Genomic DNA, 16885 nt, shown 5'->3' on the forward strand with positions numbered 1-16885 from the left:
CTAAGCGGGCGTCTCGGCCAGCTCCCGGCCGATCCGGCGCAGCTGGCCGGTGGCGCCGCCGAGGGCGAACTCGATCTCCTTGGCGGCCAAGAAGTAGCGGTGCGCGGGGTGATCGGTGTCGACGCCGACGCCGCCGTGCACGTGCACGATGGTGTGCGCCACCCGGTGTCCGGCGTCCGCCGCCCAGAACGCCGCACTCGCGACGTCGACCTCGGCCGGGATGTCCTCCGAGACCCGCCAGGCCGCCTGCGTCAGCGTGAGCCGCAGACCTTTGACGTCGATGTAGCCGTCGGCCAGTCGCTGCGACACCGCCTGGAAGCTGCCGATCGGGCGGTCGAACTGTTCGCGCTCGCGCGCGTACTCGGCCGTCATCTGCAGGCCGCGCTCGAGCACTCCGAGCTGGAAAGCGCTGCGGCCCAACGTGCCCAGCGTGCCAAGCCACGTCACGACCTCGGCGCCGCCGACCTTGCGGCTCTCGTCCACCTGGGTCCCTTCCAGCGCGAGGTGCCCGACGCTGCCCAGGCCCGTGGTTTCCAGCGCGGTCACCGTGACGCCGGGATCGTCGGCGGCGACCAGGAAAACCGCGGTGCCGGAATCCGTTTCGGCGGGAACCAGGAACGCGTCGGCGACCGGGCCGAAGCCGACCTGGGTGCGGGTTCCGGTCAGCCGATAGCCGGCGCCGGAACCGGCCGCCTGCACGGGACCCTCGCCCATCTCGCCGTCGAGGGCGACGGCCAGCGTCTTCTCGCCGTTGACCGCGGGCACCCCCCAGCTCTGTTGCAGCTCTTCGGAGCCGAACCGGGCCAGCGCTCCGGCGCCGAGCACCACCGACTCCAGGTAGGGCACCGCGGCCAGCTGGCGTCCCAGCGCGACCAGGATCGCGATCTGCTCGAGCGCCCCGAAGCCGTCGCCGCCCAGCGACGAGGCCGACGCGCTGGACAGGATGCCCGCGTCGATCAGCTTGCGCCACAGGTCGCGGTCGAACCGTTGATCGAGCCCGTCGAGCTCACGCTGGTGTTCGGGTGTGCAAACCGAGTCCACGATGGTGTCGACCAGGTTGCCCAGGTCGTTGGCCGCTTCGGTGGTGGTGAAATCCATGAACGTCCGTCCTTCTATTACGTAGCGGCTCAGCGGTTTCGGGGCAGACCGAGGGCGACCATGCCGATGATGTCGCGCTGCACCTCGTTGGTGCCGCCGCCGAAGGTGAGGATCAGGCAGGCCCGGTGCATCCGCTCGACCCGTCCGCGCAGCAACGCACCCGGCGAATTCTGGCGCACCGTCGCGGCGGTGCCGAGCACCTCCATCAGCAGCCGGTAGGCCTCGGTGGCCAGCTCGGTGCCGTACACCTTGGCCGCCGACGCGTCGGCCGGGTTCAGCGCTTCACTGGACGCCGAGGCCAGCTCCCAGTTGATCAGCTTGAGCACCTCGGCCTTGGCGTGCACGCGGGCCAGGTTGAGCTGCACCCACTCGGAATCGATCAGCCGGGCGCCGCCGGCGTCCTTGGTGTTCTGCGCCCATTCGCGGACCTCACGCAGGGCCAGGAAGATCGGTTGCGGCGAGACGAGCGCGACCCGCTCGTGGTTGAGCTGGTTGGTCACCAGTTTCCAGCCGCCGTTCTCCTCGCCGACCAGGTTGGTGACCGGGACGCGCACATCGGAGTAATAGGTGGCGCTGGTGTCCACGCCGGCCATGGTGTGCACCGGCGTCCAGGAGAAGCCCTCGGCGGTGGTCGGCACGGTCAGCATCGAAATGCCGCGGTGCTTCTTGGCCTCGGGGTTGGTGCGCACCGCCAGCCACACCCAGTCCGCGTAGGCGATCAGGCTGGTCCACATCTTCTGGCCGTTGATGACGTAGTCGTCACCGTCGCGTACCGCGGTGGTGCGCAAGTTCGCCAGGTCGGTGCCGGCGCCGGGCTCGGAGTAGCCGATGGAGAAGTGCAATTCGCCGGCGGCGATCTTGGGCAGGAAGAACTTCTTCTGTTCCTCGGTGCCGAACGCCATGATGGTCGGCGCCACGCTGTTGATGGTCAGGAACGGCACCGGCACACCGGCGATGGCGGCCTCGTCGGTGAAGATCAGCGAGTCCATCGGGGAGCGGTCCTGGCCGCCGTATTCCTTGGGCCAGTTCAGGGTGAGCCACCCGTCCTTGCCCATCTGCGCGACGGTGTCGCGGTACGCGGTGCCGGTGCCGACCTCGCCGCCCCCTGAAGAGGTCAGCGCCTCCCGGCGCTCGGGGGTCATCAGCTCGGTGAAGTAGGACCGCAGCTCGCGACGCAGGTCCTCTTGTTCCGGGGTGTAACTGATACGCATTTCGGCCGTCCTCGAAGTTAACGACGTTCGGAGTAGCAAGCCTCATCACAGGCTGCAGCTCGACCAACGGCTACCCGTTCGCCTCCCCGGTTGTAACACGTTCTAGTCTGGGAATCCAGCGACCGTTTCCCCAGCGGTGTCGGGGTCCTATGGTGGACCTACATGCTGATGAGGCGAGTCCTGCGGTGATGGCCAGGTTCAAGGAGGGTGCTGTGCGGGTGATCGTGGACCGTGACCGGTGCGAAGGTAACGCAGTGTGCCTGGGAATTGCCCCAGATATCTTCGACCTGGACGACGAGGATTACGCAGTGGTGAAGCTCGACCCGATTCCCGCCGATCAGGAGCAACTGGCCGAGCAGGCGATCGCCGAATGCCCGCGCGCGGCACTTCAGCGCGCCGACTAATCCGAGCCCAGAGCGCGGAACCGAGAAACTAGAGGTATTCATAAATTGACTAGGCCTTATGACCCGGCTTCTTCTCAGACCGCTGCACGGTCTGCATCGTCGCCGGGCGCCAGCACGAACGCTACCGATCTGTCCGGAAAGGTCGCGGTGGTGACCGGTGCGGCCGCGGGCCTGGGACGCGCCGAGGCGCTCGGCCTGGCGCGCCAGGGCGCAACCGTCGTCGTCAACGACATCGCCGCGGCGCTGGATGCCTCCGACGTCATCGACGAGATCAACTCGGCCGGTTCGAAGGCCGTCGCCGTGGCCGGCGATATCAGCGAACGCGCCACCGCCGACGAGTTGGTTGCTCAGGCCGACTCGTTGGGTGGCCTCGACATCGTGATCAACAACGCCGGGATCACGCGCGACCGGATGCTGTTCAACATGTCCGACGAGGAGTGGGATCTCGTCATCGCGGTGCACCTGCGCGGTCACTTCCTGCTGACCCGCAACGCGGCGACCTACTGGCGTTCCAAGGCCAAGGACTCCGGTGGCAGGATCTTCGGGCGCATCGTCAACACCGCTTCGGAGGCCGGGCTGGTCGGGCCGGTCGGGCAGGCGAACTACGGTGCCGCCAAGGCGGGCATCATTTCGCTGACCCTGACGGCCGCACGGGCGCTGGGCCGCTACGGGGTATGCGCCAACGCCATCTGCCCCCGCGCGCGCACCGCGATGACGGCCGACGTGTTCGGCGATGCACCGGAGGTGGAGGCCGGCGGTGTCGACCCGTTGTCGCCCGAGCACGTGGTGAATCTGGTGACGTTCCTGTCGTCCCCGGCGGCCGCCGAGGTGAACGGTCAGGTGTTCATCGTCTACGGTCCACAGGTGACTTTGGTGGCCGCACCGACCGCGGAGCGTAAATTCGTCGCCGATGGCGGCGCCTGGGACCCTGCGCAGCTGAGCTCGACGCTGCAGGATTACTTTGCTGGCCGTGATCCTGAGCACAATTTTTCCGCTGGCGCGCTGATGGAGCAATAACGCCGGAAACCTGGTCGATCGGGCCAAATCGCCAGGTAGAACGTGTGTCAGTTTGACACGTGCCAAGTGCTTCTGACCTGGCAAATTAACAGTTCAGATACGGAAATGCTGTTCATTGACATGGTGAACTTGTTCTGGGTTAATATGATCCGGCTCACACCGAGCCCCGTGGGACAGTAGCCGACGCAAAGGCCAGACATAGACTTCGCCGAGACCGAACCGAGGGGGGAACCGCGTTGAGGGAACAACTTGCGGTTCCCGCCCGCGCCGTCGGCGGATTTTTCGAAATGATGTTGGATACCGGCCGAGCGGCTTTCCGCCGGCCGTTTCAGTTCGGTGAGTTCCTCGACCAGACCTGGATGATCGCGCGGGTGTCGCTGGTCCCCACGCTGCTGGTATCCATCCCGTTCACCGTCCTGGTGGCCTTCACCCTCAACATCCTGCTCCGCGAGATCGGCGCCGCCGACCTGTCCGGCGCTGGGACGGCGTTCGGAACCATCACCCAGCTGGGTCCGGTGGTGACGGTGCTCGTCGTGGCCGGTGCCGGCGCCACCGCGATCTGTGCCGACCTCGGCGCCCGCACCATCCGCGAGGAGATCGACGCGATGCGGGTGCTCGGCATCGACCCGATCCAGCGACTGGTCGTGCCGCGCGTGCTGGCCTCCACGGTGGTGGCGCTGCTGCTCAACGGATTGGTGTGCGCCATCGGCCTTTCCGGCGGCTATGTGTTCTCCGTCTTCCTGCAAGGCGTCAATCCCGGCGCGTTCATCAACGGATTGACCGTGCTTACCGGACTGCGCGAGCTGGTGCTCGCCGAGGTCAAGGCGCTGCTGTTCGGCGTGATGGCCGGCATGGTGGGCTGCTACCGGGGCCTGACCGTCAAGGGCGGGCCCAAAGGCGTCGGTAACGCGGTCAACGAAACCGTGGTCTACGCCTTCATCTGTCTGTTCGTGATCAATGTGGTGATGACCGCCATCGGCGTGCGAATCTCGGCGAAGTGATGGGACGGGTAAGCACGCAATGAGTTACGACATCACGTACCGGCTGCGCAATATCGCCTCCCGGCTCCAGGACCCGGTCGATGACTTCGGCGAGCAAGCGTTGTTCTACGGCCAGACGATGCGATATGTCCCCAATGCGCTCACCCGCTACCGCAAGGAGACCGTCCGGCTGATCGCCGAGATGACGATGGGCGCGGGAGCTCTGGTCATGATCGGCGGCACGGTCGGTGTGGCCGCCTTCTTGACCCTGGCCTCCGGGGGTGTCATTGCCGTGCAGGGGTATTCGTCGCTGGGCAACATCGGCATCGAGGCGCTGACCGGATTCCTGTCGGCGTTCCTCAACGTGCGGGTGGTCGCGCCGGTGATCGCCGGTATCGCGCTGGCCGCCACCATCGGTGCCGGCGCCACCGCCCAACTGGGTGCCATGCGGGTGTCCGAGGAGATCGATGCCGTCGAATGCATGGCGGTGCACTCGGTGTCCTATCTGGTGTCGACCCGCCTGATTGCGGGCCTCATCGCGATCATCCCGCTGTACTCGCTGTCGGTGCTGGCCGCGTTCTTCGCCGCTCGCTTCACCACGGTGTACATCAACGGGCAGTCAAAAGGCCTGTACGACCACTACTTCAATACGTTCCTGATCCCGTCCGACCTGTTGTGGTCGTTTTTGCAGGCCATCGTGATGTCCATCGCGGTCATGCTCGTCCACACCTATTACGGCTACAACGCCCACGGCGGCCCGGTGGGAGTCGGGATTGCGGTCGGCCAGGCCGTGCGGACTTCGCTGATCGTGGTGGTCGTCATTACGTTGTTCATCTCGCTCGCTGTGTATGGGGCGTCCGGTAACTTCAACCTCTCCGGATAAGAGGACCGCTCACAAGGGACATGGCAGACACAGACGCGCGACGCTCAACCGTCCGGCTGGCAGCAGCGGTGCTGGCCGGTCTCTTGGTGGCTTTCGTTGTGCTGACCTACCTTTCCTACACGGCGGCCTTCGCGTCGATCGACACCGTCACGGTGTCGGCGCCGCGGGCCGGCCTGGTGATGGAGAAGGGCGCCAAGGTCAAATACCGCGGTATCCAGATCGGCAAGGTCGAAACGATCGACTATTCCGGTGACCAGGCGCGGCTGACGCTGGGCATCAACAGCGACGACATGCATTTCATCCCGTCCAATGCGACAGTGCGCCTCGCGGGTAACACCATCTTCGGTGCCAAGGCGGTGGAATTCATTCCGCCGCAGGCGCCTTCGCCGACGTCCCTGCGTCCGGACGCACACGTGGCGGCATCCTCGGTGCAGCTGGAAGTCAACACCTTGTTCCAGTCGTTGATGGACCTGCTGCACAAGGTCGATCCGGTCGAACTCAACGGCACGTTGAGCGCGTTCGCGGAAGGCCTGCGCGGCCACGGCGACGACCTGGGTGGCATCCTGTCGGGCTTGAACACGCTGACGCGCCAGGCAAATCCGAAGCTGCCCGCGCTGCAGGAGGACTTCCGCAAGGCCGGGGTCGTGGCCAACGTGTACGCCGACGCCGCGCCGGACCTGACGACCGTGGTCGACAACCTGCCGACGATCGACAAGACGGTCGTGGACCAGCAGAAGAATCTCGACAGCACGCTGTTGGCCACCATCGGGCTGTCGAACAACGCCTATGAAACCCTGGCTCCGGCCGAACAGGACTTCATCGACACCATCAACCGGCTGCGGGCCCCGCTGAAGGTGGCCGCCGACTACTCACCGGAATTCGGCTGCCTGTTCGCCGGGATCGAGCGCGGTATCAAAGAATTCGCCCCGCTGCTTGGTGTCCGCAAGGCCGGCCTGTTCACGTCGTCGAGCTTCGTGCTGGGCGCGCCGGCGTACGTATATCCGGAATCGCTGCCGATCGTCAACGCCTCCGGCGGCCCGAACTGCCGTGGGCTGCCGGACATCCCGACCAAGCAGACCGGCGGATCGTTCTTCCGTTCCCCGTTCCTGGTGACCGACAACGCGAACATCCCCTACGAGCCCTTCACCGAGCTGCAGTTCGACGCGCCGTCCACGCTGCAGTTCTTGTTCCACGGTGCCTTCGCGGAACGGGACGACTTCTGATGGCCGCCTCGGGAATGCCGTCGCACCGCGAGATGATCATCAAGGTCAGCATCTTCGCGGTGGCCATGCTGCTGGTGTCCGCGGGGCTGGTGGTGGTCTTCGGCGATTTCCGCTTCGGGCCCGAAAGTACCTACCACGCAACGTTTACCAACGTGTCACGGCTGAAATCCGGCCAGAAGGTGCGCATCGCCGGGGTCCCGGTCGGCGCGGTGTCGGGCATCAAGCTCAACCCGGACAACACCATCGACGTGAAGTTCGGAGTCGACAAGCGCTACACGCTGTATTCGTCCACCCGCGCGGTGATCCGCTACGAAAACCTGGTCGGCGACCGATTCCTGGAGATCACGTCGGGCCCCGGGGAACTGCGGAAGTTGCCTGCCGGCGGGACGATCAACAGCCAACACACCCAGCCCGCACTGGATCTCGACGCGCTGCTGGGCGGACTGCGACCGGTGCTCAAGGGTCTTGACGCCGACAAGGTCAACACCATCAGCGGCGCCGTCATTCAGTTGCTGCAAGGCCAGGGCGGGGCGTTGTCGAACGTGCTGGCCGACACCAGCGCGTTCTCCTCGGCGCTGGGCCAGCGCGACCAGCTCATCGGCGACGTGATCAACAACCTCAACACGGTGCTGACCACCGTGGACCAACGCAGCGCACAGTTCTCGGCCAGCGTCGACCAGCTTCAGCAACTGATCACCGGGCTCGCCCAGCACAAGGACGACATCGCCGGTGCCATCCCGCCGCTGGCGTCGACCACGACGGATCTGACGGAGCTGCTGAAGAATTCGCGCCGTCCGCTGCAGGGCATCCTGGAGAACACCCGCCCGCTGGCCACCGAACTGGACAACCGCAAGGCCGAGGTGAACAACGACGTTGAGCAGCTCGGCGAGGACTATCTGCGGCTGGCCGCATTGGGTGCCTACGGATCGTTCTTCAACATCTACTTCTGCTCCGTGACGATCAAGATCAACGGCCCGGCCGGTAGCGACATCCTGCTGCCGCTCGGTGGCCAGGTGGATCCCAGCAAGGGGAGGTGCTCTTTTGCCAAGTAACGCAAGGCAGGGCGAGCGCGATCCACTGCGCACCGGCATCTTCGGCGTGGTGCTGGTGGTGTGTGTCGTGCTCATTGCGTTCGGCTACGCCGGATTACCGTTCTGGCCGCAGGGCAAAATCTACGACGCCTACTTCAGCGACGCCGGCGGCATCAATCCCGGCAACGCCGTTTACGTTTCGGGCTTCAAGGTCGGCAAGGTCACCTCGGTGGGCCTGGCCGGCGACAGCGCCAAGATCAGCTTCAGCGTCGACCGCCACGTCGCCGTCGGCGACCAGTCGCTGGCCGCGATCCGGACCGACACCATCCTCGGTGAGCGTTCCATCTCCGTGACCCCGGCCGGTGGCGGCAAGGCGACCACCATCCCGCTCAGCCGCACGACGACCCCGTACACGCTCGCCGGCGCGCTCGAGGACCTGGGGCAGAACGCCAACAACCTGGACAAGCCGCAGTTCGAGAAGGCGTTGAACGTGCTGACCGACACGCTGCACGACGCCAACCCGCAGCTGCGCGGCGCGCTGGACGGCGTGACCTCGCTGTCGCGCACCCTGGACCGCCGCGACGAGGCGCTGCAAAGCCTGCTGGCGCACGCGAAATCGGTCACCGGTGTGTTGTCGCAGCGCGCCGACCAGGTCAACAAACTGGTCGATGACGGCAACGAGTTGTTCGCCGCCCTCGACGAACGACGGGGCGCCCTGGAGCAGCTGATCTCCGGAATCCGGGGCCTCTCGGCGCAGATCTCCGGCTTCGTCGCCGATAACCGCAAGGAATTCGGTCCGGCGCTGAACAAGCTCAACGACGTGCTGTCCAACCTCAACGAGCGCCGCGACTACATCGCCGAGGCCCTCAAGCGGCTGCCCACCTACGCCACCGAGCTGGGTGAGGTGGTTGGTTCGGGACCCGGGTTCAACGTCAACGTCTACGGCGTGATCCCGGCGCCGTTGCTTGCCACCATGTTCGACTTCTTCTACCAGCCGGGCAAGATGCCGGCCAGCCTCGCCGATTACCTGCGTGGGTTGATTCAGGAACGCTGGATCATCAGGCCGAAGTCACCGTGACGCAGCGGATCCTCGGCAGCAGGGGGCTGCGCTACACCACCATCATCGCGCTCGTCGCGGTGCTGGTGGGTGGCGTGTATGTGCTTACCTCGCAAGCGAATAACCGCAAGATCGTCGGCTACTTCGCCTCCGCGGTCGGCCTGTATCCCGGTGACCAGGTGCGCGTGCTCGGCGTCCCCATCGGCACCATCGACACGATCGAACCGCGGCCGTCCGACGTCAAGATCACCATGTCGGTGAGTAAGGACGTGAAGATCCCGAAGGACGCCAAGGCGATCATCATCTCGCCGAACCTGGTGGCGGCCCGCTTCATTCAGCTGACACCCGCCTACACCGGCGGACCGGCGATGGCCGACGGCGCGAGCATCGGCCCGGACCGCACCGCGGTCCCGGTGGAGTGGGACGAGGTCAAGGAATCGCTGACGCAGCTGGCCGTGCAACTGGGCCCCACGGCCGGATCGATGCAGGGTCCGTTGGGCGCGGCGATCAACCAGGCCGCGGACACCTTCGACGGCAAGGGCGAGTCGTTCCACAACGCCTTGCGCGAGCTTTCGCAAGCCGCTGGGCGGCTGGGCGATTCGCGCGGCGACATCTTCGGCACCGTGAAGAATCTGCAGGTACTCGTCAACGCGCTATCGTCCAGCAACGAACAGATCGTCCAGTTCGCCGGGAACGTCGCCTCGGTGTCACAGGTGCTCGCCGACAGCTCGCGCCACCTCGACACCACGCTGGGCACCCTGAACGTGGCGCTGTCCGACATCCGGGGTTTCCTGCACGAGAACAACTCGACGATCGTCGACACGGTCAACAACCTCAACGATTTCGCGAAGACGTTGAGCGACCAGAGCGACAACATCGAGCAGGTGCTGCACGTGGCGGGCCCGGGTATCGCCAACTTCTACAACATCTATGACCCCGCACAGGGCACACTGAACGGCCTGTTGTCGATACCGGAGTTCGCCAACCCCGTGCAGTTCATCTGCGGTGGATCCTTCGAGACCGCGGCCGGGCCACGGGCGCCCGACTACTTCAAGCGCGCCGAACTCTGCCGTGAGCGGCTGGGGCCGGTGCTGCGCCGGCTCACCGCGAACTACCCGCCGCTGATGTTCCACCCGCTGAACACGATCACGGCGTACAAGGGCCAGATCATCTACGACACCCCCGAAACGCAGGCCAAAGCCGCCACCCCGGTACCCCAGCTGACCTGGGTTCCGGCGAAGGGCGCCCAGACGCAGCCGGCCGCGCAGAACCCGGCGGATCTGCAGGCCCTGCTGGTACCGACGGCCCCGCAGGCCGGCCCCGCGCCGGGCCAATCGGCGCCGGGCGCCGCTCCGGCGCCGGGGCCAGCGCCCGGAAGCGCCTTCGGCCCGCTGCCGGGGCCGGCGCCGGGCCAGGCGCCCAACGGGCCCGCGGCCGACCTGGGCGGTGGCGGATGAACCGAATGTCGTTGCGCGTCGGCGTATTGGCGTCGGGCGCCATGTTGCTGGCCGGCTGCCAATTCAGCGGGCTGAACTCGCTGGCGATGCCCGGCACCGCCGGCCACGGTAGCGGCGCCTACTCGATCACCGTCGAACTGCCCGATGTCGCGACCCTGCCGCAGAACTCTCCGGTCATGGTGGACGACGTCACGGTCGGCAGCGTCGCCGGTATTTCGGCCGAACAGCGCGTCGACGGATCGTTCTATGCGGCAGTGAAACTGGCGCTCGACAAGAATGTCGTGCTGCCCGCCAACTCGACCGCGACGGTCGCCCAGACGTCGCTGCTCGGTTCCATGCACATCGACCTGGCGCGCCCGAAGGACAAGCCGGCCGTGGGCAAGCTGAAGGACGGGTCGAAGATCGCGGAGGCCAACACCGGTCGCTATCCCACCACCGAGGAGGTGCTCTCGGCGCTCGGCGTGGTGGTGAACAAGGGCAATGTCGGTGCCCTGGAAGAGATCACCGATGAGACCTATCGCGCGGTCGCCGGCCGGCAGGACCAGTTCGTCGACCTGGTTCCCCGGCTCGCGGAACTGACCTCGGGACTCAACCGTCAGGTCAACGACATCATCGATGCCGTCGACGGATTGAACCGATTCTCGGCGACCCTGGCGCACGACAAGGACAACCTCGGCCGGGCGCTCGACACGCTGCCCGAGGCGATTCGCGTGCTGAACAAGAACCGCGACCACATCGTGGAGGCCTTCGGCGCGCTGCACAAACTGGCGAACGTCACCTCGAACATCCTGGCAAAGACCAAGGTGGACTTCGCCGCCGACATGAAGGACCTCTACTCGGCGGTCAAGGCGCTGAACGACAACCGCAAGAACTTCGTCACCTCGCTCCAGTTGTTGCTGACGTTCCCGTTCCCCAACTTCGGCATCAAGCAGGCCGTGCGTGGCGACTACCTCAACGTGTTCACCACCTTCGACCTCACCCTGCGCCGCCTCGGTGAAACCTTCTTCACGACGGCCTATTTCGACCCGAACATGGCCCACATGAACGAGATCCTCAACCCGCCGGACTTCTTGACCGGCGAGATGGCCAACCTGTCCGGACAGGCCGCGGATCCGTTCAAGATTCCGCCCGGCACGGCTTCAGGACAGTAGGGGGCGGGGAGCACATGCACGACAGACTGACCAAGATCCAGCTGGCGATCTTCGCGGTGATCACTGCCATCACCCTGACCGTGATGGCCATCTTCTATCTGCGGTTGCCCGCGACGTTCGGCATCGGAACCTATGGCGTGAGCGCCGATTTCGTCGCCGGCGGCGGCCTGTACAAGAACGCCAACGTCACCTACCGCGGCGTGGCCGTCGGCCGCGTCGAGTCGGTGGGCCTGAGCCCCAACGGCGTCATCGCCGGCATGCGGCTGAACAGTGGCACCGCCATCCCGTCGAACGTCACCGCGACGGTCAAGAGTGTGTCGGCGGTCGGCGAGCAGTACATCGACCTGGTGCCGCCCGGGTCGCCGGCAACCAGCAAGCTGCACAACGGATCTCGCATCGAGCGGCAGAACACCCGGATCGGCCGCGACGTCGCCGAGCTGCTGAAGCGCTCGGAAACCTTGGTCAACAGCCTGGGCGACACCCGGTTGCGTGAGCTGCTGCACGAGACGTTCATCGCGGCCAACGGCTCAGGTCCGGAGCTGGCCCGGCTCTTCGAGTCCGCCCGGCTGCTGGTGGACGAGGCCAACGCCAACTATCCGCAGGTCTCGCAGTTGATCGATCAGGCCGGCCCGTTCCTGCAGGCGCAGATTCGTGCCGGCGGTGACATCAAGTCGCTGTCCGACGGGTTGGCGCGGTTCACCTCCGAGGTGCGTCAAGCCGACCCGCAGCTCCGCGACACCCTGGCGACCGCGCCCGGCGCCACCGACGAGGCCAGCACCGCGTTCTCGGGCATCCGCCCCTCCTTCCCGGCCCTGGCCGCCAGCCTGGCCAACCTCGGCCGGGTCGGCGTCATCTACCACAAGTCGATCGAGCAACTGCTGGTCGTCTTGCCGGCGCTGTTCGCCGCGATCACCACCGCAGCGGGCGGTGGGCCGCAGGACGAAGGCGCCAAGCTGGACTTCAAGCTCGACCTCAACGACCCGCCGCCGTGCGCCGTCGGCTTCCTGCCGCCGCCGCTGATGCGCACCCCGGCCGACGAGACGGTGCGTGAGCTGCCGAGGGACATGTACTGCAAGACGGCGCAGAACGATCCGAGCACCGTGCGTGGCGCGCGCAACTACCCGTGCCAGGAATTCCCCGGAAAGCGCGCCCCGACGATCCAGCTGTGTCGCGACCCGAAGGGCTTTGTGCCGATCGGCCGCAACCCGTGGCGCGGGCCGCCGGTGCCGTACGACACGCCGGTGACCAACGGCTTGAACGTCTTGCCGCCCAACCACTTCCCGTACATCCCGCCCGGCGCCGAGCCCGACCCGGGCACGCCCATCGTCGGGCCGCCGCCCCCGGGCGTGACGCCCGGGCCGGGGCCGTTGCCGAACAAACAGCCGGCATTCGACCCGCCGCCGCCCAACAACAACGGGCCGCCACCGCCGTTCACGTCCTGGCAGCCGCCCGGGGTGCCCCCCGTGCCGCCCCAGCTTCCGTACCCGAAGTGGCTGCCCCCGCCCCCGGCACCGGAGGGCATCAGCCCGCCGCCGGCCGGCCCCGGACCGGAGAAGCCGTGGGGGCCGCCGCCCGGCGGACAACCGCAGGCCAGCGGACCTGCCTACGCCACGTATGACCAGAAGACCGGCGCGTTTATCGATCCGGCCGGCGGCACTGGTATCTTCGCGGCCGGCGCAACTGGCACCTCAGGCGCCGAGAACTGGGTGGACCTCATGCTTGATCCAAGGCCGATGTAATGGACCCTGCCGTGGCAGACGAACCGGCAACCACGCCGCGCGTTCGTCGACGGGCTTCGCGTGCGGCAGGTCCGGCCAAGGGCGGGCCGGCGCAGGACGCGACGGTCCAGACCGAGGCGCCCACCGCGCCGAAGCAGTCGGCGAAACCCGTCCGGGCCTTGAAGTCCATCAAGCCGCCGCCACGTCGGCAGCCACATCGTGTCCTGGTCGGCTGGATCTCGTTCGCGGCGGCGGTGTTGGCGATCGGGGCGCTGGCCGCCGGCCTGGCATACATGTGGACCCAGCAGCGTCACGCCACCGCGGCGCAGGCGCGCGATCAGCGTTTCGTCGACACCGCCACCCAGACGGTGGTCAACATGTTCAGCTACAAGCAGGACAACATCGACGAGAGCGTGAACCGCTTCGTCAACGGCACCAGCGGTCCGCTGCGCGGCATGCTCGGTGCGAACAACAATGTCGAGAACCTCAAGGGGCTGTTCCGCTCGACCAATGCGACGTCGGAGGCCGTCATCAACGGCGCGGCGCTGGAAGGCGTTGACACCGTTACCGATAACGCGTCGGTGCTGGTGTCGGTGCGCGTCACCGTCGCCGACATCGACGGGGTGAACAAGCCGTCGATGCCGTATCGCTTGCGCGTCATCGTGCACGAAGACGATGCCGGGAAGATGACCGGCTACGACTTGAAATATCCAGACGGGGGTAATTGATGCGATGGCGGCGCCGGCTGCTGGTCATCGCGGGTTACCTCGTGGCCGTGGCGTTCGTCGGGCTGTCGGCGGTGGCCGGCTGGATGTACTGGGACCGGGTGCAGACTCGCGGCGAACAGGCGGCGCGCGCCGTGCTGCCGGCGTTGGCGGCCAAGGAGATTCCCGAGGTCTTCGCGTACGACTACCAGACCGTCGAGCGGAGCCTGTCGGCGGCGTATCCGTTGTTGACCCCCGACTATCGCGCGGAGTTCCAGAAGAGCGCCAACAACCAGATCATCCCCGAGGCCAAGAAGCGCGAAGTGGTGGTGCAGGCCAATGTCGTTGGCGTGGGGGTCATGTCGGCCAAACGGGAATCGGCATCGGTGATGGTCTTCATGAACCGGACCGTGACGGACAAGTCACGCCAGCCGTTGTATGACGGCAGCCGGTTGCGGGTGGACTTCAAGAAGGTCGGCAAGCAATGGCTGATCGCCTACATCACGCCGATCTAGGCCCGACGGGTCGAGGTCAGTAGCACATCGCAATGCCGTTGCAGTACAACGGGTAACGATTGATTGGGCTCGGCGGCGGGCCGACCATCGTCAGCGAGAACGGTTCCTTCTTCATGCCCGGCTGCAACCCGCACACGGCGCCGTGCATGGTGGTGTGGTTGCCGCTCATCGTTTCGTCGCTGAATGCGAAGGTTTCGGTGGTGGGTCCGGTGCCACCGCCCGGGCATGCGACACCGTCGGCCTTGTCGACCTTGAAAGTCCATAGCATGCTGGACATCCGGGCGCGGCCGCTGAAGTTCTGCAGCTTGTCCGCGGCGCTGATCTGTTCGGGGGTCGAACTCACGATGTTCAGCGCGCAGTTCATCGCGAACACGATCGGGTCGTTGTAGTCGTTCATGTTCCGGGTGCCCGAGGGCTGATCGCAGAGCGCCGAGATGGTCCAGGTAACCCCGGACACGCCCGCCTCGTTGAAGTTGTAGGTGCCGTCCGCCGGCGGTCCGACCGCTTTCGCCGGTTCACCGGATTGCAGCGCGATTCCCGCCGCGATCGCCGTGCAGATGCCGGCACCGGCGGCCATCCCGTGACGGAGCTTCATGTGATTCCCTCTCCTTCACGCTCGACGCTGCATCTGAGTATCACAGCGTTCGGGCGCCAACACCATGGGTTCTTGCGTGTGCGGGCTAATCGGCGGCATGGGGCCGGGATTCGGCGAGCGCATCGAGGAACGAGCGCGCCCAGCGGTCGACGTCGTGAGCGAGAACTTGGCGGCGCAGTGACCGCATCCGGCGGCGCCCGTCTTCGGCGGATTGGTTCAGCGCGGCCTCGATCGTGTCCTTGACGCCTTCGGTGTCGTGCGGGTTGACCAGATACGCCTGCCGGAGTTCGGCGGCGGCGCCGGTGAATTCGGACAGGACGAGCGCACCGCCGAGATCGCTGCGGCAGGCGACATACTCCTTGGCCACCAGGTTCATCCCGTCGCGCAGCGGGGTGACGAGCATGACGTCGGCGGCGACGAAGAACGCGATGAGTTCGTCGCGCGGGACCGGGCGGTGCAGGTAGTGCACCACCGGATGCCCGACTTCGCCGTACTCCCCGTTGATGTGGCCGACCTGACGTTCGATGTCGTTGCGCAGGTGCTGATAACTGTCCACCCGTTCCCGGCTTGGTGTCGCGAGCTGTATCAGCACCGTGTCGTCGCGTTTGGCGCGGCCTTCGGCGAGCAACTCCGAAAAGGCCTTCAGCCGTACGTCGATGCCCTTGGTGTAATCGAGCCGGTCGACGCCGAGCAGCACCTTGCGGGGGTTGCCCAGCTCGGCCCGGATCTCGCGGGCGCGCCGCTTGATGTCGCGATGACGGGCCGCCTGGTCGAGGGAACTGGAGTCGATGGAGATGGGGAAGGCGCCCACCCGGACCACCCGGGACTCGAGTTCCACCTCGCCGTACCGTGAGCGCACTCCCACCGCTCCGCGTGAGGTGTTGGCCCCGGTCAGCCGTCGGGCCAGGAACAGGAAGTTCTGTGCACCGCCGGGCAAATGGAATCCGACCAGGTCGGCTCCGAGCAGCCCCTCGACGATCTCGGTCCGCCAGGGCATCTGCATGAACAGCTCGACCGGCGGGAAGGGGATGTGCAGGAAGAAACCGATGGTCAGGTCGGGCCGCAGTTCGCGCAGCATTTTGGGGACCAGCTGCAGCTGGTAGTCCTGCACCCAGACCGTCGCGCCTTTCGCGGCGGCGCGTGAGGTGGCTTCGGCGAAGCGGCGGTTGACGGCGACGTAGCGTTCCCACCATTCGCGGTGGTAGATCGGCTTGACGATGACGTCGTGATACAGCGGCCACAGGGTGGCGTTCGAGAAGCCCTCGTAGTATTCGGCGACGTCGTCGGCGCTCAGCTTGACCGGTCGAAGCTCCAGGTCTTCCTGGACGATGGGCTCGGCATCCTGGTCGGTGTCCTCGTCGATGGTTCCAGGCCAGCCGACCCACGCCCCACGCTGGCGACGCAGCAGCGGCTCGAGGGCGGTGACCAGGCCCCCGGGGCTGCGTTTCCACGCGGTGCTGCCGTCGGGCAGGCGCTCCTGGTCCACTGGCAGGCGGTTGGCGACTACGACGAAGTCGGAATTCCCGAAATCGGCTGCCTTCGAGCTTCGCCCTCCCCCGGGAGACATTTACGCGTCGAGTTTCGCAGGTCCAATACCCAGCATGGACAGAAAGACCCGGCATTCGTCGGCGTCGTTGGCGTACGCCGCGACGACCCGCCTGGCCTGGCTCGCAGTGTCGTCGGCCACCGGCTCGACATCGCCGATTTCGCCGGGATCAGATTTTGTAGGCATGACTTAACTGTAGGCGACGCGGATGACCGGTCGCAGGCCGTCTCACCAGCTAACGGGCTCTAGGAGCGGTTATGGCTGGTTTGCACGGATTCGCCGCGCCGCTCGCGAA

The 16885-nt window shown here is 66.3% G+C and carries 16 protein-coding genes and 1 pseudogene; 12 read left to right on the plus strand and 5 right to left on the minus strand.

The window, feature by feature from the left end:
• Both AC5Y7E_RS03930 and AC5Y7E_RS03935 read right to left on the minus strand, forming a co-directional pair.
• Positions 1-1098: an acyl-CoA dehydrogenase family protein gene (locus tag AC5Y7E_RS03930; protein WP_499947494.1), complete on the minus strand. Its 1098-nt coding sequence runs from the start codon at positions 1096-1098 to the stop codon at positions 1-3.
• Positions 1099-1127: 29 nt separating this feature from the next.
• Positions 1128-2309: an acyl-CoA dehydrogenase gene (locus AC5Y7E_RS03935; protein WP_499916858.1), complete on the minus strand. Its 1182-nt coding sequence runs from the start codon at positions 2307-2309 to the stop codon at positions 1128-1130.
• Positions 2310-2521: 212 nt separating this feature from the next.
• Between AC5Y7E_RS03935 and AC5Y7E_RS03940 the strand changes: the two genes are divergently transcribed.
• The 12 genes and pseudogenes from AC5Y7E_RS03940 (at position 2522) to AC5Y7E_RS03995 (ending at position 14449) form a co-directional block, all read left to right on the plus strand.
• Positions 2522-2713, plus strand: coding sequence for a ferredoxin (locus AC5Y7E_RS03940; protein ID WP_499916856.1), 192 nt, complete (start codon positions 2522-2524; stop codon positions 2711-2713).
• A 111-nt stretch (positions 2714-2824) separates the two neighbouring features.
• Positions 2825-3730, plus strand: a pseudogene (locus AC5Y7E_RS03945) (3-oxoacyl-ACP reductase); the annotation flags it as partial.
• Positions 3731-3966: 236 nt separating this feature from the next.
• Positions 3967-4731 (plus strand): MlaE family ABC transporter permease, encoded by a 765-nt coding sequence (locus AC5Y7E_RS03950; RefSeq protein ID WP_007772499.1) that lies wholly within the window; start codon positions 3967-3969, stop codon positions 4729-4731.
• A 19-nt stretch (positions 4732-4750) separates the two neighbouring features.
• Positions 4751-5593 (plus strand): MlaE family ABC transporter permease, encoded by an 843-nt coding sequence (locus AC5Y7E_RS03955; protein ID WP_067355945.1) that lies wholly within the window; start codon positions 4751-4753, stop codon positions 5591-5593.
• Positions 5594-5613: 20 nt separating this feature from the next.
• A complete protein-coding gene (locus AC5Y7E_RS03960) occupies positions 5614-6816 on the plus strand; it encodes an MCE family protein (RefSeq protein WP_499916853.1) in 1203 nt (400 codons plus the stop codon).
• Positions 6816-7868, plus strand: coding sequence for a virulence factor Mce family protein (locus tag AC5Y7E_RS03965; protein WP_499916851.1), 1053 nt, complete (start codon positions 6816-6818; stop codon positions 7866-7868). The genes AC5Y7E_RS03960 and AC5Y7E_RS03965 overlap by 1 nt, the downstream gene beginning before the upstream one ends.
• Entirely contained in the window at positions 7858-8925 is a 1068-nt protein-coding gene (locus AC5Y7E_RS03970) for a virulence factor Mce family protein (protein WP_499916849.1), read from the plus strand. Before AC5Y7E_RS03965 ends, AC5Y7E_RS03970 begins: the two co-directional genes overlap by 11 nt.
• On the plus strand, positions 8922-10361 hold the full coding sequence (locus tag AC5Y7E_RS03975; RefSeq protein WP_499916847.1) for a virulence factor Mce family protein: 1440 nt from the start codon (positions 8922-8924) through the stop codon (positions 10359-10361). The genes AC5Y7E_RS03970 and AC5Y7E_RS03975 overlap by 4 nt, the downstream gene beginning before the upstream one ends.
• A complete protein-coding gene (locus tag AC5Y7E_RS03980) occupies positions 10358-11512 on the plus strand; it encodes an MCE family protein (protein WP_499916845.1) in 1155 nt (384 codons plus the stop codon). Before AC5Y7E_RS03975 ends, AC5Y7E_RS03980 begins: the two co-directional genes overlap by 4 nt.
• A 14-nt stretch (positions 11513-11526) precedes the next feature.
• Positions 11527-13251, plus strand: coding sequence for a virulence factor Mce family protein (locus AC5Y7E_RS03985; protein ID WP_499916843.1), 1725 nt, complete (start codon positions 11527-11529; stop codon positions 13249-13251).
• On the plus strand, positions 13251-13958 hold the full coding sequence (locus AC5Y7E_RS03990) for an Rv1363c family protein (RefSeq protein ID WP_499916841.1): 708 nt from the start codon (positions 13251-13253) through the stop codon (positions 13956-13958). Before AC5Y7E_RS03985 ends, AC5Y7E_RS03990 begins: the two co-directional genes overlap by 1 nt.
• Complete coding sequence (locus tag AC5Y7E_RS03995; protein ID WP_499916839.1) at positions 13958-14449, plus strand: Rv1363c family protein; 492 nt, start codon at positions 13958-13960, stop codon at positions 14447-14449. Before AC5Y7E_RS03990 ends, AC5Y7E_RS03995 begins: the two co-directional genes overlap by 1 nt.
• A 16-nt stretch (positions 14450-14465) precedes the next feature.
• Here the strand turns inward: AC5Y7E_RS03995 and AC5Y7E_RS04000 are convergent, their stop codons facing one another.
• The 3 genes from AC5Y7E_RS04000 to AC5Y7E_RS04010 form a co-directional block, all read right to left on the minus strand.
• Positions 14466-15044, minus strand: coding sequence for a hypothetical protein (locus AC5Y7E_RS04000; RefSeq protein WP_499916837.1), 579 nt, complete (start codon positions 15042-15044; stop codon positions 14466-14468).
• Positions 15045-15129: 85 nt separating this feature from the next.
• Positions 15130-16611, minus strand: a complete 1482-nt coding sequence (locus AC5Y7E_RS04005) for an alpha,alpha-trehalose-phosphate synthase (UDP-forming) (RefSeq protein WP_499916835.1) — start codon at positions 16609-16611, stop codon at positions 15130-15132.
• Positions 16612-16776, minus strand: coding sequence for a hypothetical protein (locus AC5Y7E_RS04010; RefSeq protein WP_007772513.1), 165 nt, complete (start codon positions 16774-16776; stop codon positions 16612-16614).
• Between the last annotated feature and the right edge of the window lie 109 nt (positions 16777-16885).

The sequence above is a fragment of the Mycobacterium sp. NGS17 genome, from assembly GCF_059813205.1.